This window comes from Novosphingobium piscinae (genome assembly GCF_014230355.1).
In the GTDB taxonomy this organism is placed as follows: domain Bacteria; phylum Pseudomonadota; class Alphaproteobacteria; order Sphingomonadales; family Sphingomonadaceae; genus Novosphingobium; species Novosphingobium piscinae.
Genome location: NZ_JACLAX010000016.1, coordinates 25,181 through 44,714, shown reverse-complemented (window position 1 = coordinate 44,714; position 19,534 = coordinate 25,181). Strand labels below are relative to the sequence as shown.

17 protein-coding genes are annotated in these 19,534 nt (G+C 70.1%); 8 read left to right on the top strand and 9 right to left on the bottom strand.

The window, feature by feature from the left end; genetic code table 11:
• Nucleotides 1-10: 10 nt before the first annotated feature.
• From H7F53_RS13885 to H7F53_RS13875, 3 genes are read right to left on the bottom strand one after another with little or no spacing between them, the layout of a single operon-like run.
• Nucleotides 11-1,114, bottom strand: a complete 1,104-nt coding sequence (locus H7F53_RS13885; RefSeq protein ID WP_343062077.1) for an acyltransferase family protein — start codon at nucleotides 1,112-1,114, stop codon at nucleotides 11-13.
• Entirely contained in the window at nucleotides 1,111-2,505 is a 1,395-nt protein-coding gene (locus tag H7F53_RS13880) for a DUF5935 domain-containing protein (protein ID WP_185680103.1), read from the bottom strand. The genes H7F53_RS13885 and H7F53_RS13880 overlap by 4 nt, the downstream gene beginning before the upstream one ends.
• Nucleotides 2,498-2,722 (bottom strand): hypothetical protein, encoded by a 225-nt coding sequence (locus tag H7F53_RS13875; protein WP_185680137.1) that lies wholly within the window; start codon nucleotides 2,720-2,722, stop codon nucleotides 2,498-2,500. Before H7F53_RS13875 ends, H7F53_RS13880 begins: the two co-directional genes overlap by 8 nt.
• Before the next feature lie 65 nt (nucleotides 2,723-2,787).
• On the opposite strand from H7F53_RS13875, the gene H7F53_RS13870 reads away from it, so the two are divergent.
• From H7F53_RS13870 to H7F53_RS13840, 7 genes are all read left to right on the top strand, one after another.
• Complete coding sequence (locus tag H7F53_RS13870; protein ID WP_185680102.1) at nucleotides 2,788-4,029, top strand: TIGR04063 family PEP-CTERM/XrtA system glycosyltransferase; 1,242 nt, start codon at nucleotides 2,788-2,790, stop codon at nucleotides 4,027-4,029.
• A 124-nt stretch (nucleotides 4,030-4,153) separates the two neighbouring features.
• Nucleotides 4,154-5,482, top strand: coding sequence for a hypothetical protein (locus H7F53_RS13865; protein WP_185680101.1), 1,329 nt, complete (start codon nucleotides 4,154-4,156; stop codon nucleotides 5,480-5,482).
• A gap of 270 nt (nucleotides 5,483-5,752) precedes the next feature.
• A complete protein-coding gene (gltB, locus tag H7F53_RS13860) occupies nucleotides 5,753-10,408 on the top strand; it encodes a glutamate synthase large subunit (protein ID WP_185680100.1) in 4,656 nt (1,551 codons plus the stop codon).
• Between the two features lie 17 nt (nucleotides 10,409-10,425).
• Nucleotides 10,426-11,859, top strand: a complete 1,434-nt coding sequence (locus H7F53_RS13855) for a glutamate synthase subunit beta (RefSeq protein WP_185680099.1) — start codon at nucleotides 10,426-10,428, stop codon at nucleotides 11,857-11,859.
• Nucleotides 11,860-11,915: 56 nt separating this feature from the next.
• The gene (locus H7F53_RS13850; RefSeq protein WP_185680098.1) at nucleotides 11,916-12,560 is read left to right on the top strand and encodes a hypothetical protein; all 645 of its coding nucleotides are present in this window, start codon (nucleotides 11,916-11,918) and stop codon (nucleotides 12,558-12,560) included.
• Between the two features lie 47 nt (nucleotides 12,561-12,607).
• Nucleotides 12,608-13,279 (top strand): hypothetical protein, encoded by a 672-nt coding sequence (locus H7F53_RS13845; protein ID WP_185680097.1) that lies wholly within the window; start codon nucleotides 12,608-12,610, stop codon nucleotides 13,277-13,279.
• Between the two features lie 57 nt (nucleotides 13,280-13,336).
• Entirely contained in the window at nucleotides 13,337-14,959 is a 1,623-nt protein-coding gene (locus tag H7F53_RS13840) for an NAD(P)/FAD-dependent oxidoreductase (RefSeq protein WP_185680096.1), read from the top strand.
• Between the two features lie 4 nt (nucleotides 14,960-14,963).
• Here H7F53_RS13840 and H7F53_RS13835 read toward each other — a convergent pair whose 3' ends face one another.
• The 3 genes from H7F53_RS13835 to rplJ form a co-directional block, all read right to left on the bottom strand.
• On the bottom strand, nucleotides 14,964-16,343 hold the full coding sequence (locus H7F53_RS13835) for an MATE family efflux transporter (RefSeq protein WP_185680095.1): 1,380 nt from the start codon (nucleotides 16,341-16,343) through the stop codon (nucleotides 14,964-14,966).
• Between the two features lie 118 nt (nucleotides 16,344-16,461).
• Nucleotides 16,462-16,839: a 50S ribosomal protein L7/L12 gene (rplL, locus tag H7F53_RS13830; RefSeq protein WP_185680094.1), complete on the bottom strand. Its 378-nt coding sequence runs from the start codon at nucleotides 16,837-16,839 to the stop codon at nucleotides 16,462-16,464.
• Between the two features lie 63 nt (nucleotides 16,840-16,902).
• The gene (rplJ, locus tag H7F53_RS13825; protein WP_185680093.1) at nucleotides 16,903-17,415 is read right to left on the bottom strand and encodes a 50S ribosomal protein L10; all 513 of its coding nucleotides are present in this window, start codon (nucleotides 17,413-17,415) and stop codon (nucleotides 16,903-16,905) included.
• Between the two features lie 420 nt (nucleotides 17,416-17,835).
• Here rplJ and H7F53_RS13820 point away from each other — a divergent pair, with 420 nt between their 5' ends.
• Nucleotides 17,836-18,468 carry a methyltransferase family protein gene (locus tag H7F53_RS13820; protein ID WP_185680092.1) on the top strand — a complete coding sequence of 211 codons (633 nt, stop codon included), beginning with the start codon at nucleotides 17,836-17,838 and terminating at the stop codon, nucleotides 18,466-18,468.
• Between the two features lie 132 nt (nucleotides 18,469-18,600).
• Here H7F53_RS13820 and H7F53_RS13815 read toward each other — a convergent pair whose 3' ends face one another.
• The 3 genes from H7F53_RS13815 to H7F53_RS17855 are packed head-to-tail and all read right to left on the bottom strand — an operon-like array spanning nucleotide 18,601 to nucleotide 19,502.
• Entirely contained in the window at nucleotides 18,601-18,828 is a 228-nt protein-coding gene (locus H7F53_RS13815; RefSeq protein WP_185680091.1) for a helix-turn-helix domain-containing protein, read from the bottom strand.
• Complete coding sequence (locus H7F53_RS13810) at nucleotides 18,828-19,349, bottom strand: DUF2975 domain-containing protein (RefSeq protein ID WP_185680090.1); 522 nt, start codon at nucleotides 19,347-19,349, stop codon at nucleotides 18,828-18,830. Before H7F53_RS13810 ends, H7F53_RS13815 begins: the two co-directional genes overlap by 1 nt.
• A 24-nt stretch (nucleotides 19,350-19,373) precedes the next feature.
• Complete coding sequence (locus tag H7F53_RS17855; protein WP_281384805.1) at nucleotides 19,374-19,502, bottom strand: hypothetical protein; 129 nt, start codon at nucleotides 19,500-19,502, stop codon at nucleotides 19,374-19,376.
• Nucleotides 19,503-19,534 lie beyond the last annotated feature (32 nt).

Sequence of the window (19,534 nt, the reverse complement as noted above, 5' to 3'; positions counted from 1 at the left end):
AAAACGGGGTCTAGGCCGCCCCGGGGCGCAGGCGCCGGGCTGGCGCCAGCCTGGTCAGCGCGCGCTGGGCGGGGAGCTCGACCAGGCGGTGACCCAGCGCCGAGACGCCGAGCAACAGGCCGACGAAGCCGGCCAGCCGCACCGCGTCGAGCTGGAGCGTCGCGTCGACCCACAGCAGCTTGAAGCCGATGAACAGCCCAAAATGGCACAGGTAGGTCGAATAGCTGACCTCGCCCAGCCAGTGCAGCGGGCCGTGCGCCAGTCCGCGCGCCAGGCGGCCGCGATCGAGCGCGAGGGCCAGCAGCGCCTGGGCGAAGGCCAGCGGCACCCAGGCGGTCTCAGGCAGCGCCAGCGCCCAGCCGGCCAGGCCGGTCAGCCCGGCGCCCGCCGCCAGCTGCCCGGCGCGCCGGGCAGCGCAGGGATGATCGTGCCAGCCCAACCATAGCCGGGCGAGCAGCGTGCCGAGCGTGAACTCCAGCAGGCAGCGCGGCAGACCGAGCGTGGGGATCGCGGCGCCCAGCCGATCGGCCCCGTGCGCTGCAAACAGGGCATGCAGGCCGCCAAGCAGCAGCGCCGCGAGCAGCAGCACCCGTCCGACGGGCCAGGCGCCCCGCCCGCACCAGGCGAGCAGCGGGAACAGCAGATAGGCGGCCATCTCGGCGCTGATCGACCAGGCCGGGTGATTCCACGCAAGGTCGGGGGTGAAGCCCCAGTTCTGCACCAGCAAGAGGTGCAAGGGCAACTCGGCCGGCGGATAGCCGGCCGTGTCACGCCCGGTCAGCGCGAGCACGGCGGCCAGGCCGACGAAGCCCGCCAGCACCACCGCGTGGAGCGGCCAGATCCGCGCCATCCGGCGCCACCAGAAGCGGACGACGCTGTCCGTGGTCGGGGCGGCCAGCGCGGGGGCATAGCTGAGCCAGAGCACGAAGCCCGAAAGCATGAAGAACAGGTCGACCGCGAGATAGCCCTTGGCCAGGGCGGCGATCGCCGGTGCCGGCAGCAGCCCGGTCAGCGACAGGCGCAGATGGTAGAACACCACGTACCAGGCCGCCAGGCCGCGCAGGCCGGTCAGCGCCTCGAGCCGCGGGGTCGGCCGGGGGGCGGCGGCGGTCACGGCCACACCGCGCGCGGCCGCCGGACCGGCAGCCGCAGCAGCGGCCGGCGCCAGCGCGGTCGGGGCGCGACAGTTGCGACGGTCGCGGCATGGCGGCGCTTGACCTGCCCGCACAGTGCGATCTGCAGGCCGATCAGCATGAAGACGAAGGGCTGGAACGCGATGCCGATGAACAGGGCGCCGAACAGGTAGACGCAGTGACCAGACTGCAGCGCCTGGGCCAGCGCGCGGTCGCGCAGGTCCGCGGGATCGGTGCTGCGGCGCAGGCGGCGGCGGACCAGCTCGAGCTCGACCAGCCCGGACAGCTGCAGCACCAGCCAGACCGCGAGGCCGGGCCAGCCCTGTTCACCCAGCATCTCGAAATAGGCCGAGTGGAACGCGCGCGCCTTGTCCTCGGCGACGCGCTCGCTGATCGAGGTCTGGTTACCACTGGTCGAGACATCGCGCATCACCACAGTGACCCGGTTGCCGCGGTAGGAATCGAAGCCGCCGCCGAACGGGTGATCCTGGACATAGCCCAGCGTCCACTTCCACACCGCGACCCGGGTCGAGGCGGACTGGTCGGATGCGTGGTTCTCGATCGTGCTCATCCGCGCGGTGTAGCTCTCGGGCAGGAAGGGCAAGGCGGCCAGCGCCGCCGTGGCCATCAGGGCCAGGTAGAGCATGCGCCGCTTGACCGAGCGCAGTGCCAGCACGGCCAGCAGCACCAGGCAGATCAGCCCGGTGCGGGTCTGCGTGCCGATCGGGATCAGGCAGCAGGCGAAGCCCAGCGCCACGGCGAACAGGGTGACCAGCCGGCTCGGCGGGAACACCGTGCCGTGGCGGGCCAGCCAGGCGATCAGCGGGATGATCGCGATCGCCACGGTCGACAGGGTGCTGCCCTCATACAGCCCGGCATTGTCCGAGACGAGCGTGCGCAGTTCGCCATAGCCGCCGCCGCCGGCGAGCGTCTTGATCCCGCCGTTGATCACGATCGTCCCGGCCGAGAGGACCAGGAACAGCACTGCCGCCTCGATCCTCAGCCGGGTGCGCAGGACCAGCGGGAGGAACAGCGCGAAGACCAGCGTCTTCCAGACCCAGGCCCACTTTTCCGCCGCCGCTTCGGGAAAATCGGCCGACAGCGTGGTCGCCCCGCAATAGAGCAGCAGGAACAGGATCAGCCCCTGGCGCCATGACAGGCGGCCGCCGGTCTTGTCGTCCAGCACCAGCCACCCGCCGAAAGCCAGAACGAACACGATCAGCGAGACCGGCAGCGAGGCCAGCAGGAAGTACGAGATCTTCTGCGGCATCAGCACATCGACGTAGAGGTAGGCCAGAACCCAGACGAACGGCCGACGCAGCCCCAGCGCCAGCAGCGCGAAGAAGAAGCCGGCGAGCGCGAGATCAAGCATGGTCGCGCGGCTCCGCGATCAGGCGCCGGACCGGACGAGGATCAGTCCCGGCAGGGGGCGTCGCGGGCTCGGCCGGGAGGCCGAGTGCGGGCGCGGGCGCGGGCGCGGGAGGCGGCGCGGGAACGGGATCGCGGTCGAGATCGTCACGCAACAGCAGGCGCCAGGCGGCCAGCGCCAGCAGCGCGTGGGTCAGCGCGAGCGAGAAGATGTCAACCATGCCCGGACGGCCCTACACGCGCGCGGTTGACGGCGCGTTAAGCCTTAGCGGCTAGCACCCGGGGCATGCTTCGCGTCCTGCACATCCTGGATCATTCGCTGCCGCTGCACAGCGGCTACACCTTCCGCACCCGCGCGATCATGAAGGCCCAGCAAGCGGCCGGGATCGAGGTGCGGGGCATCACCGGGCTGCGCCAGGGCGCGGCCGAGGCGCCGCTCCACGACGAGGACGGGCTGCTGTTCCACCGCACCCCCGGGCTGCCGGGCGGACCGGCCGGGCTGCGCGAGTGGCGCGAGATCGCGCAGCTGGCCCGCGCGATCGAGGCGCTGGGGCGCGACTGGCTGCCCGACGTGCTCCATGCCCATTCCCCGGCGCTGTGCGGCCTCGCCGCACTGCGCGCCGGGCGCAACCTCGACCTGCCGGTGGTCTACGAGATCCGCGCGTTCTGGGAGGATGCCGCGGTCGGCAACGGCACCAGCCGCGCCGGTTCGCTCAAGTACCGGCTGACCCGCAGCCTCGAGAACCGGGTGGTCGCCGGGGCCGATGCGGTGGTGACGATCTGCCAGGGCCTGCGCGACGACCTGATCGCGCGCGGGGTGCCCGGATCCCGCATCACGCTGTCCCCCAACGGGGTGGATCTGGCGCTGTTCGGCACCCCGGCGCCACGCGACGCCGCGCTGGCGGCCGAGCTGGGCCTGACCGGGACCGCGGCCGACGGGCCGGTGGTGGGCTTCATCGGCAGCTTCTACGACTACGAGGGGCTGGACGTGCTGATCGAGGCCATGCCCGCCCTGATCGCGCACCATCCCGGCGCGCGGCTGCTGCTGGTCGGCGGCGGACCGATGGACAGCGCGCTGCGCGCCCGGGCGGCCGCCTCGCCCGCCGCCGGGGCGATCCATTTCACCGGCCGCGTGCCGCACCGCGAGGTCGAGCGGTGGTATGGCCTGATGGACATCATGGCCTATCCCCGCAAGGCCAGCCGGCTGACCGAGCTGGTCACCCCGCTCAAGCCGCTCGAGGCCATGGCTCAGGGCAAGATTGTCGCCGCCTCGGCGGTCGGGGGCCACCGTGAACTGATCGCCGACGGGGTCAACGGGATGCTGTTCAGCCCCGACAGCGCCGCCGCCTGTGCCGCCGCCCTGGCCGATCTGGCCGACCGGCGCGGCGAATGGGACCGCCTGCGGATCAACGGCCGCGACCATGTCCGCGCGCGGCACGACTGGGCCAGCAACGTCAGTCGTTATCAAGCCGTTTACCAAACCGTGCTAGACGCAAGGAATCGGCGCCACCGCCTTGTTGCGGCGTGATGTGCGCCCGAACCGTGGGACAATGGCTTCGCAGATGACGCAACAGGCTAGGGCAAGGACAGGGGCAAGAACGGGGGCAAGCGCCCCGATCAGCAGCCACCCGCTGTTCCCCGCCGCCATCGCAGTGTGGTTCGCGGCCCTGTTCGGCATGGGCAGCATGGCGCTGCGCGCCGAGGTGCTCGAGGCCGGGGTGCACTGGCTGCAGCTTGACCTCGTGGTTCCCGCCGCCGCCCCGCCGCTGGGCTTCACCGCGCGGCTGCTGGTGGCCGTCCTGTTCGCCGGACTGGGCGCGCTGACCGGGTTCATCCTCGCCCGCCTCGTCGCGCGGCGCCCGGCCCGCGGCCGCCCGCTCGCCAGGTCGGCGCAGCGCGCCGCGCCCAAGGCTGCGCCGCGCACCGCCCCGCTCCCCTTCGGACTCGACGCGCTGGCCGAGGACAACGACGATCTGGCGCGGCTCGACGCCGCCCGCGAGGCCCAGCCGGCGCGCCGCCGCGGCTTCGGCCCCGGGCTCGCCGCGAACGAGGCCAGCGACCCCTTCGCCGCGCCGATGCCGCTGGTCATCCCCACTCCGGCGATCCTCAACCTCGGCGAGCTAGAGGCGGTCGATCCGCTGATCGCGCCGCTTGAACCGGCCGCCGCCGTGCTATCCGACACCCCGGCGGCGGACGCCCCGGCAGCGCCGCCCGCGGTTGACGCGCAGACCGCCATCACCCTGCCGCAGACCGTCCCCCCGGCTGCCCCGGACCCAGGCCCGGCCACAGCCGGGCAGGCCAATGCCCCGGAGGTTCCGTCGCGGCGGCTGGTCCCGCGCGCCGGCACGGCCGCGCAGGTGTTGCGCGCCGCGCCGCTCGAGGCGCTCGGCGTGGTCGAGCTGGTCGAACGCTTCGCCCTGGCCCTGGCCGATCGCCGCGACCGCGAGGTCGCCGCGATGCCCGAGTCGCCGGCTCCCGCTGCGGCCCCGGATACGATGGCGGAAGGGGCGATGCTGGCCGCTGCCGCCGCGATGCCCGCAACGGAACCGCCCCCCGCGACGGTCGCTCCGTTTGCCGATCCCCATCCGGTCGAACTTCCGCGTGGCCGGCCGTTCGACATGCCGGCCATGCTCCGGCCTGGGCGGCCCGGCGGGCAGATCGAATGGTTCGATTCGGCCGAGGAGCCGGACCAGGTACCGGCGCCCGCCTCGCCGCTCGCCCCGCGCGGGCTGAGCCTCGCCGCCACCGCGCCCGCGTCGACGCCAGCCGAGCCCGTGGCGCAGCCAGAAGGGGCAGTCGACCGCGGCGGTCGCGCTGCCGAGCGCGAGGACCGCTTCGCCTCGCTGCTCGACATCAAGCCCAGCTCGCGCCCGGCGGAGGGCCTGGCGGCCGCGGCGCCTGCCGGATCCCCGGCCGAGGTGACCGAGGACGCCTTGCGCCATGCCCTTGCCGCACTGCAGCGGATGAGCGGCGCCGCCTGACCCCCGGGGCCCGCGCGCGGCCCTCCCGCGCTGCCCCGACGCCGCGTCCGGCCTCCAGCACCGTCCGGCCCGAAATGCCGTCTGGCCCCCGCGAATTCGCGACGGGGGACACGCGACCGCGCGGTTCGCGGTTGCAAAATCACGATCCTGTCGTCATGGGCGCAATCTGCGACACATCTCCGCATTTTGCGGCCAGGTGAGTCGTGTTTTAATACTCGCCAAGGAACCGGCGCCGATGGGGGGCGTCCGGCGCACAGGATAGGAAAATCGATGGGATTTCCGCAGGCCCAGGGCCTTTATGATCCACGGAACGAGCACGATGCGTGCGGTGTCGGCTTTGTCGCCCATATCAAGGGCGCCAAGAGCCATGCGATCATTACCCAGGCGCTGGAAATCCTCAAAAACCTCGATCACCGCGGCGCAGTCGGGGCCGATCCGCTGCTGGGCGACGGCGCGGGCATCCTGATCCAGCTGCCCGACCAGCTGTTCCGCAACTGGGCCGCCGGGGCCGGCGTGGCCCTGCCCCAGCCCGGCGACTATGCCGTGGCGATGTGCTTCCTGCCGCAGGACGAGCCGAGCCGGGCGCTGATCGTCGAGACCTTCGAGAAGTTCATCGCCAAGGAAGGCCAGAAGCTGCTCGGCTGGCGCGACGTGCCGGTGACGGTCGACGGCCTCGGCAAGACCGTGCTCGAATCGATGCCGGTGATCCGCCAGTGCTTCGTCGCACGCGGCGAGAACTGCGCTGACCAGGACGCCTTCGAGCGCAAGATCCTGGCGATCCGCAAGCAGACCCAGAATCCGCTCGCGGCCCTGGCCGAGAAGCACGGGCTGCCGGGCGTGGCCCAGCTGTACATGCCCAGCTTCTCGACCCGGACGATCGTCTACAAGGGGCTGCTGCTCGCCACCCAGGTCGGCTCGTTCTACGACGACCTGCGCGATCCGGCCTGCATCTCGGCGCTCGGCCTCGTCCACCAGCGGTTCTCGACCAACACCTTCCCGAGCTGGAAGCTGGCCCACCCGTTCCGGTTCATCGCCCACAACGGCGAGATCAACACCGTGCGCGGCAACGTCAACTGGATGAACGCACGCCGCCGCACGATGGAATCGGAGCTGCTCGGCCCCGATCTCGACAAGATGTGGCCGCTGATTCCGCACGGCCAGTCGGACACGGCCTGCCTCGACAACGCGCTCGAGCTGCTGGTCGCGGGCGGCTACAGCCTGGCCCATGCGGTGATGATGCTGATCCCCGAAGCCTGGGCCGGCAACCCGCTGATGGACCCCAAGCGCCGCGCCTTCTACGAATACCACGCCGCGCTGATGGAGCCGTGGGACGGCCCGGCCGCCGTGGCCTTCACCGATGGCCAGCAGATCGGCGCGACGCTGGATCGCAACGGCCTGCGCCCGGCGCGGTTCTGCGTGACCGCGGACGATCTGGTGATCATGGCCTCCGAAAGCGGCGTCCTGCCGATCAAGGAGGACAACATCGTCCGCAAGTGGCGGCTCCAGCCGGGCAAGATGCTGCTGATCGACTTCCAGGAAGGTCGCATCATCGAGGACGAGGAGATCAAGGCCCAGCTCGCCAGTGCCGAGCCCTACGAGGAGTGGCTCGAGGCGGCCCAGTACAACCTCAAGGACCTGACCGAGGTCGAGCCCGAGCTGGCGCAGCTGCCGGTCGAGACGACCAGCCTGCGAGCCGATGGACTTCTTAGGCGCCAGCAGGCCTTCGGCTACACCCAGGAGGACGTCGGCAAGTTCCTCGAGCCGATGGGCCTGCAGGGCGACGATCCGATCGGCTCGATGGGCACCGACACGCCGATCGCGGTGCTGTCGAACCGCTCGCGCCTGCTCTACGACTATTTCAAGCAGAACTTCGCCCAGGTCACCAACCCGCCGATCGACCCGATCCGCGAGGAGCTGGTGATGAGCCTGGTCTCGATGATCGGCCCGCGCCCCAACCTGCTCGGCCATGACGCCGGCAGCCACAAGCGGCTCGAGGTCGACCAGCCGATCCTGACCAATGCCGATCTCGCCAAGATCCGTTCGGTTGAGGCGGCGCTGGATGGGGCGTTCCGCACCCACACCATCGACATGACCTGGGACGCCGCCACCGGCGCCGCCGGGCTCGAGATGGCGATCAAGGAAATGTGCTGGGCGGCGACCGACGCGGTCCTGGCCGACAAGAACATCCTGATCCTGTCGGACCGCGCCCAGGGGCCGGACCGCATTCCGATGCCGGCGCTGCTGGCGACGGCCGCGGTGCACCACCACCTGGTCCGTCAGGGCCTGCGCATGCAGACCGGGCTGGTCGTCGAAACCGGCGAGGCGCGCGAGGTGCACCACTTCTGCGTGCTGGCGGGCTACGGCGCCGAGGCGATCAACCCCTATGTCGCCTTCGAGACCCTCGAGGACATCCGCGTGCGCAAGGCGCTGCCGCTGTCGACCTACGAGGTGCAGAAGAACTACATCAAGGCGATCGGCAAGGGCGTGCTCAAGGTCATGTCCAAGATGGGCATCTCGACCTACCAGTCTTATTGCGGCGCGCAGATCTTCGACGCCGTCGGCCTGTCGAGCAAGTTCATCGAGGCCTATTTCACCGGCACGGCCACGACGATCGAGGGCGTCGGGCTGCAGGAAGTGGCCGAGGAGACCGTGCGCCGCCACGCCGCCGCCTATGGCGATGCCCCGATCTACCGCAACATGCTTGATGTGGGCGGGATGTACGGTCTGCGCCTGCGCGGCGAGGAGCATGCCTGGACGGCGCAGAACATCGCCGCGCTCCAGCATGCCGTGCGCGGCAACATGCCGGACAAGTACAAGGAGTTCGCCCAGACCATCAACGACCAGTCCGAGCGGATGCTGACGATCCGCGGGCTGATGGAGCTGAAGAAGGCTGAGCGGCCGCTCGACATTTCGGAGGTCGAGCCGGCGAGCGAGATCGTCAAGCGCTTTGCCACCGGGGCGATGAGCTACGGATCGATCTCATGGGAGGCGCACACCACCCTCGCGCTGGCCATGAACCGGATCGGCGGCAAGTCGAACACGGGTGAGGGCGGCGAGGATCCCAAGCGCTTCCTGCCCCTGCCCAACGGCGATTCGATGCGCTCGGCGATCAAGCAGGTGGCCTCGGGCCGCTTCGGCGTGACCACCGAATACCTCGTCAATGCCGACGACATCCAGATCAAGATGGCCCAGGGCGCCAAGCCTGGCGAGGGCGGCCAGCTGCCCGGCCACAAGGTCGACAAGACGATCGGCGCGACCCGCCACTCGACCCCGGGAGTCGGCCTGATCTCGCCGCCGCCGCACCACGACATCTATTCGATCGAGGACATCGCCCAGCTGATCCACGATCTCAAGAACGTGAACGGCAAGGCGCGGATCTCGGTCAAGCTGGTGTCCGAGGTGGGGGTCGGCACGGTCGCCGCCGGCGTTTCCAAGGCGCGGGCTGACCACATCACGATCTCGGGCTACGAGGGCGGCACCGGCGCTTCGCCGCTGACCTCGCTGACCCATGCCGGATCGCCCTGGGAGATCGGCCTGGCCGAGACCCAGCAGACCCTGCTGCTCAACAACCTGCGCAGCCGGGTCTGCGTCCAGGCCGACGGCGGCTTGCGCACCGGACGTGACGTGGCGGTGGCCGCGCTGCTCGGCGCCGACGAGTTCGGCTTTGCCACAGCCCCGCTGATTGCGGCCGGCTGCATCATGATGCGCAAGTGCCACCTCAACACCTGCCCGGTTGGCGTCGCCACCCAGGACCCGGTGCTGCGCGCGCGCTTCACCGGCCAGCCCGAGCACGTGATCAACTACTTCTTCTTCGTTGCGGAGGAGTTGCGGGCGATCATGGCCGAGATGGGCTTCCGCACGCTGGCCGAGATGGTCGGCCGGGTCGACCGGCTCGACACGCGCAAGGCGATCCACCACTGGAAGGCGCAGGGCGTCGACCTGTCGCGGCTGCTGCACCAGGTCGATCCGGTTCCGGGCACGACGCTCAACTGGTCGGGCCGCCAGGATCACGGGCTTGAGCACGCGCTGGACAACGAGCTGATCGCCGCCGCCGCCGAGGCACTGGACAGCAAGGCGCCGGTGCGCATCGAGCGCAAGGTGATCAACGTCAACCGCACGGTGGGAGCCATGCTCTCGGGCGAGGTGGCGCGGCGCTACGGCCATGCCGGGCTGCCCGACAACACGATCAACATCGCCCTCACCGGGGTGGCCGGGCAGTCGTTCGCCGCCTTCCTCGCCCACGGCGTGACGCTCGACCTGACCGGCGATGCCAACGACTATGTCGGCAAGGGCCTTTCGGGCGGCCGGGTCATCGTGCGCCAGCCGACCCATGTCGACCGCGAGCCGACCGAGAACATCATCGTCGGCAACACGGTGCTGTATGGCGCGATCGCCGGGGAGGCGTTCTTCAACGGCGTGGCCGGCGAGCGCTTCGCGGTGCGCAATTCGGGCGCGGTCGCGGTGGTCGAGGGCACCGGTGACCATGGCTGCGAATACATGACCGGGGGCGTCGTGCTGGTGCTGGGCAAGACCGGCCGCAACTTCGCCGCGGGCATGTCGGGCGGCGTCGCCTATGTCTATGACGAGGCTGGCCAGTTCGCGCAGCTGTGCAACCCGGCGCAGGTTGACCTGCTGCCGGTGGCGCCCGGGCGCGATGAGGACGAGGGTGCCGGACGGCCGCAGCAGCGGACCAATGGCGCCGGCGATCCGGGCATGGGCGACATGCTCCGCCACGATGCCGACCGCATCCGCATCCTGCTCGAACGCCATCACCTGCACACCGGCAGCAAGCGCGCCCGCGCCCTGCTGGACGACTTCGACACGGCGCTGGCGAAGTTCGTGAAGGTGCTGCCGCGCGACTACGCCAAGGCACTCAAGCAACTCGAGGCCGAGCGGCTTGCCGCCGCCTCGGTGGCCGCAGAATAAGTTAGGGTAAGCTAATCATGGGCAAGGAAACCGGCTTTCTCGAGCTTGACCGCAAGGACCGCGGCTATGCGGATCCGAAGGAGCGTCTGAAGCACTACAAGGAGTTCGTCGTCCCGCACGCCGAGCCCGAGCTCAAGGCTCAGGCCTCGCGCTGCATGAACTGCGGCATTCCCTATTGTCACAACGGCTGTCCGGTGAACAACATCATCCCGGACTGGAACCATCTGGTCTACGAGGGCGACTGGAAGAATGCGCTGGAAGTGCTGCATTCGACCAACAACTTCCCCGAGTTCACCGGCCGCATCTGCCCCGCCCCGTGCGAGGCGAGCTGCACGCTGAACATCGTCGACCAGCCGGTCACCATCAAGTCGATCGAGTGCGCGATTGTCGACAAGGGTTGGCAGGAGGGCTGGATCACGCCGCAGGTTCCGGCCGAGCGCACCGGCAAGACCGTGGCCGTGGTCGGATCGGGGCCGGCCGGCCTCGCTGCGGCGCAGCAGCTGGCACGGGCGGGCCACTCGGTGACCGTGTTCGAGAAGAACGACCGGATCGGCGGGCTGATGCGCTACGGCATCCCCGACTTCAAGATGGAGAAGCACCTGATCAACCGCCGGGCCGTCCAGATGGAGGCCGAGGGGGTCGAGTTCCGCACCTCGACCGAGATCGGGGTCAATGTCTCGGTCGATTCGCTCAAGGCGAACTTCGATGTGATCGTGCTGGCGGGCGGCGCCGAGGATCCGCGCAAGCTCGAGATCCCCGGCGCGGAACTGCCCTCGGTGCGGCTGGCGATGGAGTTCCTGACCCAGCAGAACAAGCGCAATGCCGGCGACGACGAGCTGCGCGCCGCGCCGCGCGGGTCGCTGACCGCCACCGGCAAGCACGTGATCGTGATCGGCGGCGGCGATACCGGCTCGGACTGCGTCGGCACCTCGAACCGCCAGGGCGCGCTCTCGGTCACCCAGCTCGAGATCATGCCCAAGCCGCCCGAGAAGGAGGACAAGGCGCTGACCTGGCCCAACTGGCCGCTCAAGCTGCGCACCTCCTCGAGCCACGAGGAAGGCTGCGAGCGCGACTTCGCCGTGCTGACCAAGCGCGTGGTCGGCGAAAACGACGTGAGCGGGCTTGAATGCGTGCGGATCGAGTGGGTCGACGGCAAGATGCAGGAGATCCCGGGCAGCGAGTTCACGCTCAAGGCCGACCTCATCCTGCTGGCCATGGGCTTCGTGGGACCGAAGAAGCAGGGCCTGCTCGATCAGGCCGGAGTCGCGCTTGATCCCCGCGGCAACGTGGCGGCCAACGTGGCCGACTACCAGACCAGCGATCCGCAGATCTTCGCCTGCGGCGATATGCGGCGCGGCCAGAGCCTGGTGGTCTGGGCGATCCGCGAAGGCCGCCAGGCGGCGCGCGCGGTCGATCTGGCGCTGATGGGCACCAGCCAGCTGCCGCGCTGAGGCGCGTGCCGCTGGCAGCGATCACGGGGACGGGCCGCAAGGTCCGCCCCGTTCGATTGAACCGCTCCTGCCCGCTGCGGGCGGGCGTTGCGGCCAGCCGCCGCTGGTTGCTCGCCGCGTCGCTGGTCCTGCCTGGCGCCTGCGGCGAGGCGCCCGAACGCACCGCGCCGGCAGGCCCGCCGAGCACAACCGCCGCAGCGTTAGTGGTGCCAGGCCCGGTGGCGGCGGCCGCACTGCCTCGAGCCCCTTCGGCCGAACGGATCGCCGCCGGCCTGCCGGCTCTGGCCGGGCTGCGCTTCGGCGCCCCGATCCCGGCTGGCAGCAGCTGGCAGGCCACGGCAGAGCCGGGCGATGGCCAGCCCGCGGACGGCTGCACGATCTACCGGTCGGCGCAGGTTCCGGACAGCTATGCGATCGTCATCGCCGGCCGGCTGGAGCGGGTGACCTTCGGTCCGGGTTCGGGGCAACGCCTGCCCGGCGGGGTCGGCCCGGGCAGCAGCGCCACCGCGGTTCGCGCCGCCTATCCCCAACTCGAGGCCGAGCCGCACAAGTATGACGCCCCCCCGGCCGGGACCCTGACCTCGCCGGACGATGGAACCATGACCCCGGGCCTGCGCTTCGAGATCGACGGCCAGCGGCGGGTCGCGCTGATCCATCTCGGGCGGCCGCCGGCGCTATGGCTGGTGGAGGGCTGCGCCTGAACCGCAGCTTTGCGCTTCCTTAGGGAAGCTGCCTTAAGCCGGCCGCCATGCCGCTGAGCCATACCGTCGAAATGCTGGGTGTACTGGGCACTTCGTCCTACCTGGCCGCACGCCTGGCGCGCGCATCGCGGCTGGCCGGATTCCACCGCTACGCGATCCTCGCCCAGCCGCGCGCCAGCCTGCCGGTGATGCCGCGCGGCTACCGGGTAGAGGTGCTCGACCCTGCCGCGCTTGCGGGCCACACGGTCGATGCCGACCCGGCCACGCAGGCGCGGCGTTTCGCCGCCGGGTTGACCTGCCTGGGGGTGTTCGAGCCGCGCAGCGCGCTGACCGGGGTGGTCTGGCTCGGGGCCGGATCCTACCATGAGGACGAAGTGGCCGTCCGCTTCCAGCTGCCGACCCGGTGCTGCTGGGACACCGGGCTGTGGATCGAGCCGAGCCGTCGGATGGGGCGAAGCTTCGCGGCGCTCTGGGCCGGTGTTGGCGCGTGGATGGAGGGCCATGGTTTCTCGCATTCGCTCAGCCGCATCGCCGACTACAACCTGCCAGCGCTTACCGCGCACCGCCGGATGGGGGGCACCGTGCTGGCCCATCACAGCTTTGTCCGGCTTGGTCGCTGGCAGTGGTCGCGCACCAGCCGGCCGCGCCTCGTGAGACTGGCTCCCGCGGCTCCACCACCCGTCCTCGACCTCACAGCCCTGCTTGATGGGCTCGACTGAACGGTCGGACTTGCGGGCACCCTTCCCTCCCCGCGGCAACCGCGCTAGCGCAGCGCGATGATCCGGCTGTCCGATCTCGCCCTGCCCCTTGACCACGAACCCGCCGCGCTCGAGGCGGCGGTCGTTGCCCGCCTGGGTCTGGCGCCCGGCCAGCTCGAGCGGTTCAGCGTGGTCCGCCGCGGCAACGACGCGCGCAAGAAGACCGCGATCAAGCTGGTCTACGTGCTCGACCTGGTGGTGCGTGACGAGGCGGCAGTGCTCGCCCGGCATGCCGGCGACAGCCATGTCCGGCCCGCCCCCGATACCTCCTACCGGTTTCCGGTGCGCGCGCCCGAAGGCTATGCCGGCGAGCGGCCGGTGGTGATCGGGGCCGGTCCCTGCGGGGTAATGGCGGCGCTGATCCTGGCGCAGATGGGGCTCAGGCCGATCATCATCGAGCGCGGCAAGGCCGTGCGCGAGCGGACCAAGGACACCTGGGGGCTGTGGCGCCGCTCCGAGCTGAAGCCGGAAAGCAACGTCCAGTTCGGCGAGGGTGGCGCAGGCACCTTCTCGGACGGCAAGCTCTACAGCCGGATCAAGGACCCGCGGCACCTGTCGCGCAAGGTCCTGACCGAGTTCGTGAAGGCCGGCGCACCCGAGGACATCCTGACCGAGGCACACCCGCATATCGGCACGTTCCGGCTGGTCACCATGGTCATGTCGATCCGCGAGACGATCGAGAGCCTGGGCGGTGAATACCGCTTCGAGACCCGCGTCGAGGACTTCGCGATCGAGACCGCGGCCGATGGCGGGCGCCGGCTGGCCGGGTTGCACCTGTCGGACGGCTCCTTCCTGGCGGCGCGCCATGTGATCTGCGCGGTGGGCCATTCGGCGCGCGACACGTTCCACGCGCTGTACGATCGCGGGGTCCATGCCGAGGCCAAGCCCTTCGCGATCGGGGTCCGGATCGAGCATCCGCAGGGCTGGATCGACCGCGCCCGCTATGGCCCTAACGCGGGCAACAAGGTGTTGGGAGCGGCGGCCTATGCGCTCAGCCACCGCGCCAGCAACGGGCGCACGGTCTATTCGTTCTGCATGTGCCCGGGCGGGCGCGTGGTGGCCGCGACCAGCGAGGAGGGCCGGGTCGTCACCAACGGGATGAGCCAGTACTCGCGGGCCGAGTTCAACGCCAACTCGGGGCTGGTGGTCGATATCGATCCGGTGCGCGACTATCCGGGCGGGCCGCTGGCCGGGATCGACTTCCAGCGCAGGTGGGAAAGCGCGGCCTTCGTCGCCGGGGGCAGCAACTACCGCGCGCCGGGCCAGAAGGTGGGCGATCTGCTTGCCGGGCGGCCCTCGTCGGGCGACTTCGGCGCAGTCGTGCCGAGCTACCAGCCGGGGGTGACCCTGACCGACCTGTCGCTGTGCCTGCCCGACTTCGTGATTGCCGCGATCCGCGAGGCGCTGCCGGTATTCGGCCGCCAGATCAAGGACTATGACCATCCCGACGTGATCCTCACCGGGGTCGAGGCGCGCACCTCCTCGCCGGTGCGCTTCACCCGCGGCCAGGACCTGCAGAGCCTCAACACCCGCGGGCTCTACCCCGCCGGGGAAGGCGCGGGCTACGCCGGCGGGATCCTTTCGGCGGCGGTCGACGGGATCAAGGTGGCGGAAGCCCTCGCGGCCGACCTGCTGGGCTGAACGGTCAGGCCGGGACCAGCCCGAGCCGCTCGCGCGCGGCCCAGCGCCACAGCAGCAGGGTAGCGGCCACCACCAGCGAGATCAGCAGGCCCAGCCACACCCCCAGCCCGGCGAGCGGGGTGAACAGGCCCAGTCCGATCGCCGCTGCCGCGCCCGGCACCCAGTAGGCGAACAGGGCGATCACCATCGGCACGCTAGTATTCTGCAACCCGCGCAGCACCCCGGCCGCCACCGCCTGGATCCCGTCGAACAGCTGGAAGGCGGCGGCCACCAGCATGAACTGGGTGGCGAAGCCGATCATCGCGGCGTTGGCCGGATCGGCGAGGTCGACGTAGAGCGCCACGAGGCTGCGCGGGACCAGCAACATGGTCCCGGCGGTGCAGGCCATGACCCCCACTCCGATCGCCAGGGCGGCCCAGCCGGCGCGGGCCACCCCGGCCCGGTCGCCCGCCCCGAAATGGTAGCCGACCCGGATCGTCGCGGCCTGGCCTACGCCGAAGGGGATCTGGAAGCAGAAGGCCGCGACCTGCAGCGCCACGGTGTGCCCGGCCAGCTGCGCCTCGCCGATCCGCCCCATCAGGAAGGCCGCGCCGCTGAACAGCCCGGCCTCGGCGAGGATCGTCGCGGCGATCGGCAGGCCGATCCGCAGGAGCTCGGCCAGGCGCGACCACTCCGCCCGCCACAGCCGCCCGAACAGGTGATAGCGGCGCAGACGCCGGTCGCGGCGGATCGCCACGACATAGGCGAGCAGGGTGACCACCGCGGTGAGCACGCTCGACACCGCCGAACCGACCAGTCCGAGCGCCGGGGCCCCGCCATAGCCGAACACGAAGAGCAGATTGCCGAGGGTGTTGACCGCGATCGCCAGCGCCGTGATGGCCGTGGCGAAATAGGGGCGGCCCATCGCCGAGACAAAGGTGCGCAGCACGTTGCCGGCGATGATCGGCGGCAGCGCCAGCATCAGCACCGCGAGGAAGGCGCCGGCCTGGGCGCTCACCCGCGGGGCCTGCCCGGTCGCCAGCATCAGCCGCTCGCCCCCGGCGCAGACCAGCATGCCCACCGCCGCGCAGGCCATGGCCAGCCACAGCGCCATGCGCACGCTGCGGCGGATCTCGCGCACGGCATGGCGGCGGCGCCCCAGCTCGGCCGAGATCAGCGGGGCCACCGCACCGGTCAGGCCCGAGAAGCTCCAGGCGATCAGCCCGAACAGCGCGGTCGAGAGGCTGGCGGCGGCGAGCGGTTCCGATCCGAGCCGGGCGACGAAGACCACGTCGATCGCATAGACCAGCATCTGCAGCACATTGGCCGCGGCCAGCGGGCCGGCGAGCCGCAGGGTGGCGGCGAATTCGGCGCGGCGCGCACGGGAGGGGGCAGAGCGGGCCATCGCGGCCAGCCGATAGGCCCCCGCGCCGGGGTTGGAAAGCACGCGCTGCGCCGCCCACGAAAAAGGGCGGCCCCACGGGACCGCCCTTCGTGCCTGTCCGGGATGACCCCGGAACGGCTTACTTGATGTCGACGGTGCCGCCGGCTTCCTCGATCTTCTTCTTGATCTCTTCGGCCTCGGCCTTCGAGACGCCTTCCTTGATCGCCTTCGGGGCGCTCTCGACCAGGGTCTTGGCTTCGGTCAGACCCAGGTTGGTGATCGCGCGGACCTCCTTGATGACCTGGATCTTCTTCCCGCCGTCGCCGGTCAGGATGACGTCGAATTCGGTCTGCTCCTCGACGGCAGCGGCGGCTTCGCCACCACCGGCCGGCGCGGCCACGGCGACGGCAGCGGCGGCGCTGACGCCCCACGCTTCCTCGAGGGCCTTGGCAAGGTCAGCCGCCTCGAGGACGGTCAGCTTCGACAGTTCTTCAACAAGCTTGGCGATATCGGCCATGATGCTTCACTCCTGATTGATGGACCGGAAGGGCAACCCCTCCGGGAATGGGTACGAACAGTCTTAGGCAGCCTTGTCGGCATAGGCCTGGAAGACGCGGGCCAGCTTGGCCGCCGGAGCGGTCGAGAGCTGGGCGATCTTCGTGGCCGGAGCCTGAACGAGGCCGATGAGCTTGGCGCGCATCTCGTCCAGCGACGGCATCGTGGCGAGCGCCTTGATCCCGTCAGCGTTGAGGACGACCGATCCTAGCGAACCACCAACGATTTCGATCTTGTCGTTGGTCTTCGCGAAATCGACCACGGCCTTGGCGGCAGCGACCGGATCCACCGACGAGGCGATCGCGGTCGGGCCGGTGAGCAGATCGATGATCCCCTCGTAGGCCGTGTCCTTGGCGGCAAGCTTGGCAAGACTGTTCTTCGCAACCTTGTAGGTCGCGCCCGCTTCGCGCACCTTTCCGCGCAGGGCGGTGGACTGGGCCACCGTCATGCCGAGGTTGCGGGTGATCACCACCACGCCGACCTCGTTGAAAGTCGCGTTCAGCGATGCGACCGATTCGGCTTTCTGCGAACGATCCATGCCTTACTCCTTCACATTGGCCGCCCGCGAACGGGCGACCGGCTACGTTGCTTGTCCCTGCGAAAGCAGGGATCCGTGCCGCCGGAGCGACACGGGCGAGTCCGTTGAAGGGGAAGGAGGTGCACGCCCCGGAAAGCGGGAGCCGCGCGAAGCACCACGCCTGACGGCGCGGGCGGTAAAACTCTTTTCCCCGTCTAGGCTGGAGATTAAGCGGGGCAAACCCCCGCACCAGCGGTCTCGGACGGATGACCGGCGGGACGAATCCCGTTCGGTCGGGGCGGCGGTTAGGCGCAAGCGCGGGCCGAGTCAAGGAAGGCGCTCCGGACCGGCCGGACCGGGCCGCCCCTCCGGCAGCCCACCTAACGCTTTGTTAACCGCGTTCTGGCACCCCGGACGGCACTGTCACGAGGGCTCCATGCAATGACCACCACCACCCTGAGCAAGCCGCCCGCCTGGCTGCGCCCCGCCGTGCTCGACCGGGCCGAGCAGGTGGCGATCGTGCTGCTGTGGATCGTGCTGGCCTCGCGGGTCGAGCTCTCGGGCAATCCCTGGGCGCCGCTGCTGCTGATCTCGGAAACCGCCGTCGCGGTCTTCACCCTGATCCGCCGCCCGACCGACAAGCTTTCGATGGACCTGGGCGACTGGCTGCTGGCGATGACCGCGACCTGCGCCGGGCTGCTGGTCCTGCCGGGCGTGGCCCTGGTGCCCGCGCTGATCCCGCTGGGGGTCTTCCTGGCCGTGGCCGGCAACCTGATCCAGGCCTGGGCCAAGCTGGTGCTGCGCCGCTCGTTCGGGGTCGCCCCGGCCAACCGCGGGGTCAAGATCTCGGGCCCCTACCGCTTCGTGCGCCATCCGATGTACGCGGGCTATGCGCTGGTCCATCTCGCGGTGATGATCCTGATGTTTCACCCGATGAACATCGTCATCTACGCGATCGGCTGGTGGGCCCAGATCCTGCGCCTGCTGGCGGAAGAGCGGCTGCTGGCGCAGGACGCCGACTATGCCGCCTACATGCAGACCGTGCGCTGGCGGCTGATCCCGGGCCTGTTCTGAACTTCGCGAAGTTCACACGAGCGCGCAGTGTAAAGTTCGCGCGCGAAGATCGCGCCCAAGTGCGTTTGCCTGACAGTGAGAAAGAGCCGCGCGGAGCATGGCATCCGCGCGGCCGGTAGGACAGGACGGCCTTCAGGCTTCGGCTTCGGCTTCGGCTTCGGCTTCGAACCCCAGCAGGTCGCCCGGCTGGCATTCGAGCACCTGGCAGATCGCCTCGAGCGTGGAGAAGCGGATCGCCTTGGCCTTGCCGGTCTTGAGGATCGAGAGGTTGGCCAGGGTGATGTCCACCCGTTCGGCCAGTTCGGTCAGCGTCATGCGGCGCTGGTAGAGCAGCTCGTCGAGCTTGACGGTCACCGGCATCACACCGTCCCTTCCACTTCGTCGCGCAGGCGGGTGCCTTCGCGGAACACCCGGGCGAGGATGAACAGGACCAGGGCGAGGAGCAGTCCATCGACATCGTTGCCGGCCTCGGTGTGCATGTGTTCGCTCACGCTCTCCAGCCAGCGCAGGGTGGACACGAGCGGGATGCCGGCCACGTTCACCGCCACGACGATCCAGCCCATCGCGCTGAGCCGGCTGGCATTGGCGGGAATGAACGGGTCGCCATCGGCGACCGTGCCGACGATGCGGTACATGTGGCGGAAGAACAGGAAGCCAAGCGCGGTGCAGAGCGCGGCGAGCAGCAGGATCAGGACCAGCGCCCACAGCGCCTCGCCCGGTACGGCCTTGCTGGACAGTTCCGCGAGCACGGCGGTCTTGAACACGATGATGGCCGGGACGGCAATCACCATGGCGGCGCAGGCCACGGCCATCGTCGCCATCGCGATCATCAGCACGACGCGGGCCGCGGCCAGCAGCGGATCCTTGGGTCTGAGAGACATGTTTTCCTCCTGGGAATGGATGGGTCAGGCGCTGTGGGGGGCCGTGGTGGCCCCCAGCACGACGTGCACCTGAATGGTCAGCGGGGGGCTCCACAGCACGGCGACAAGCACGGCCAGCAGGAGCGCGGCGAGCGGGGCACGGTTGGCGGCCATTGGTTGTTCTCCGATAAGCTCAATATCGATAT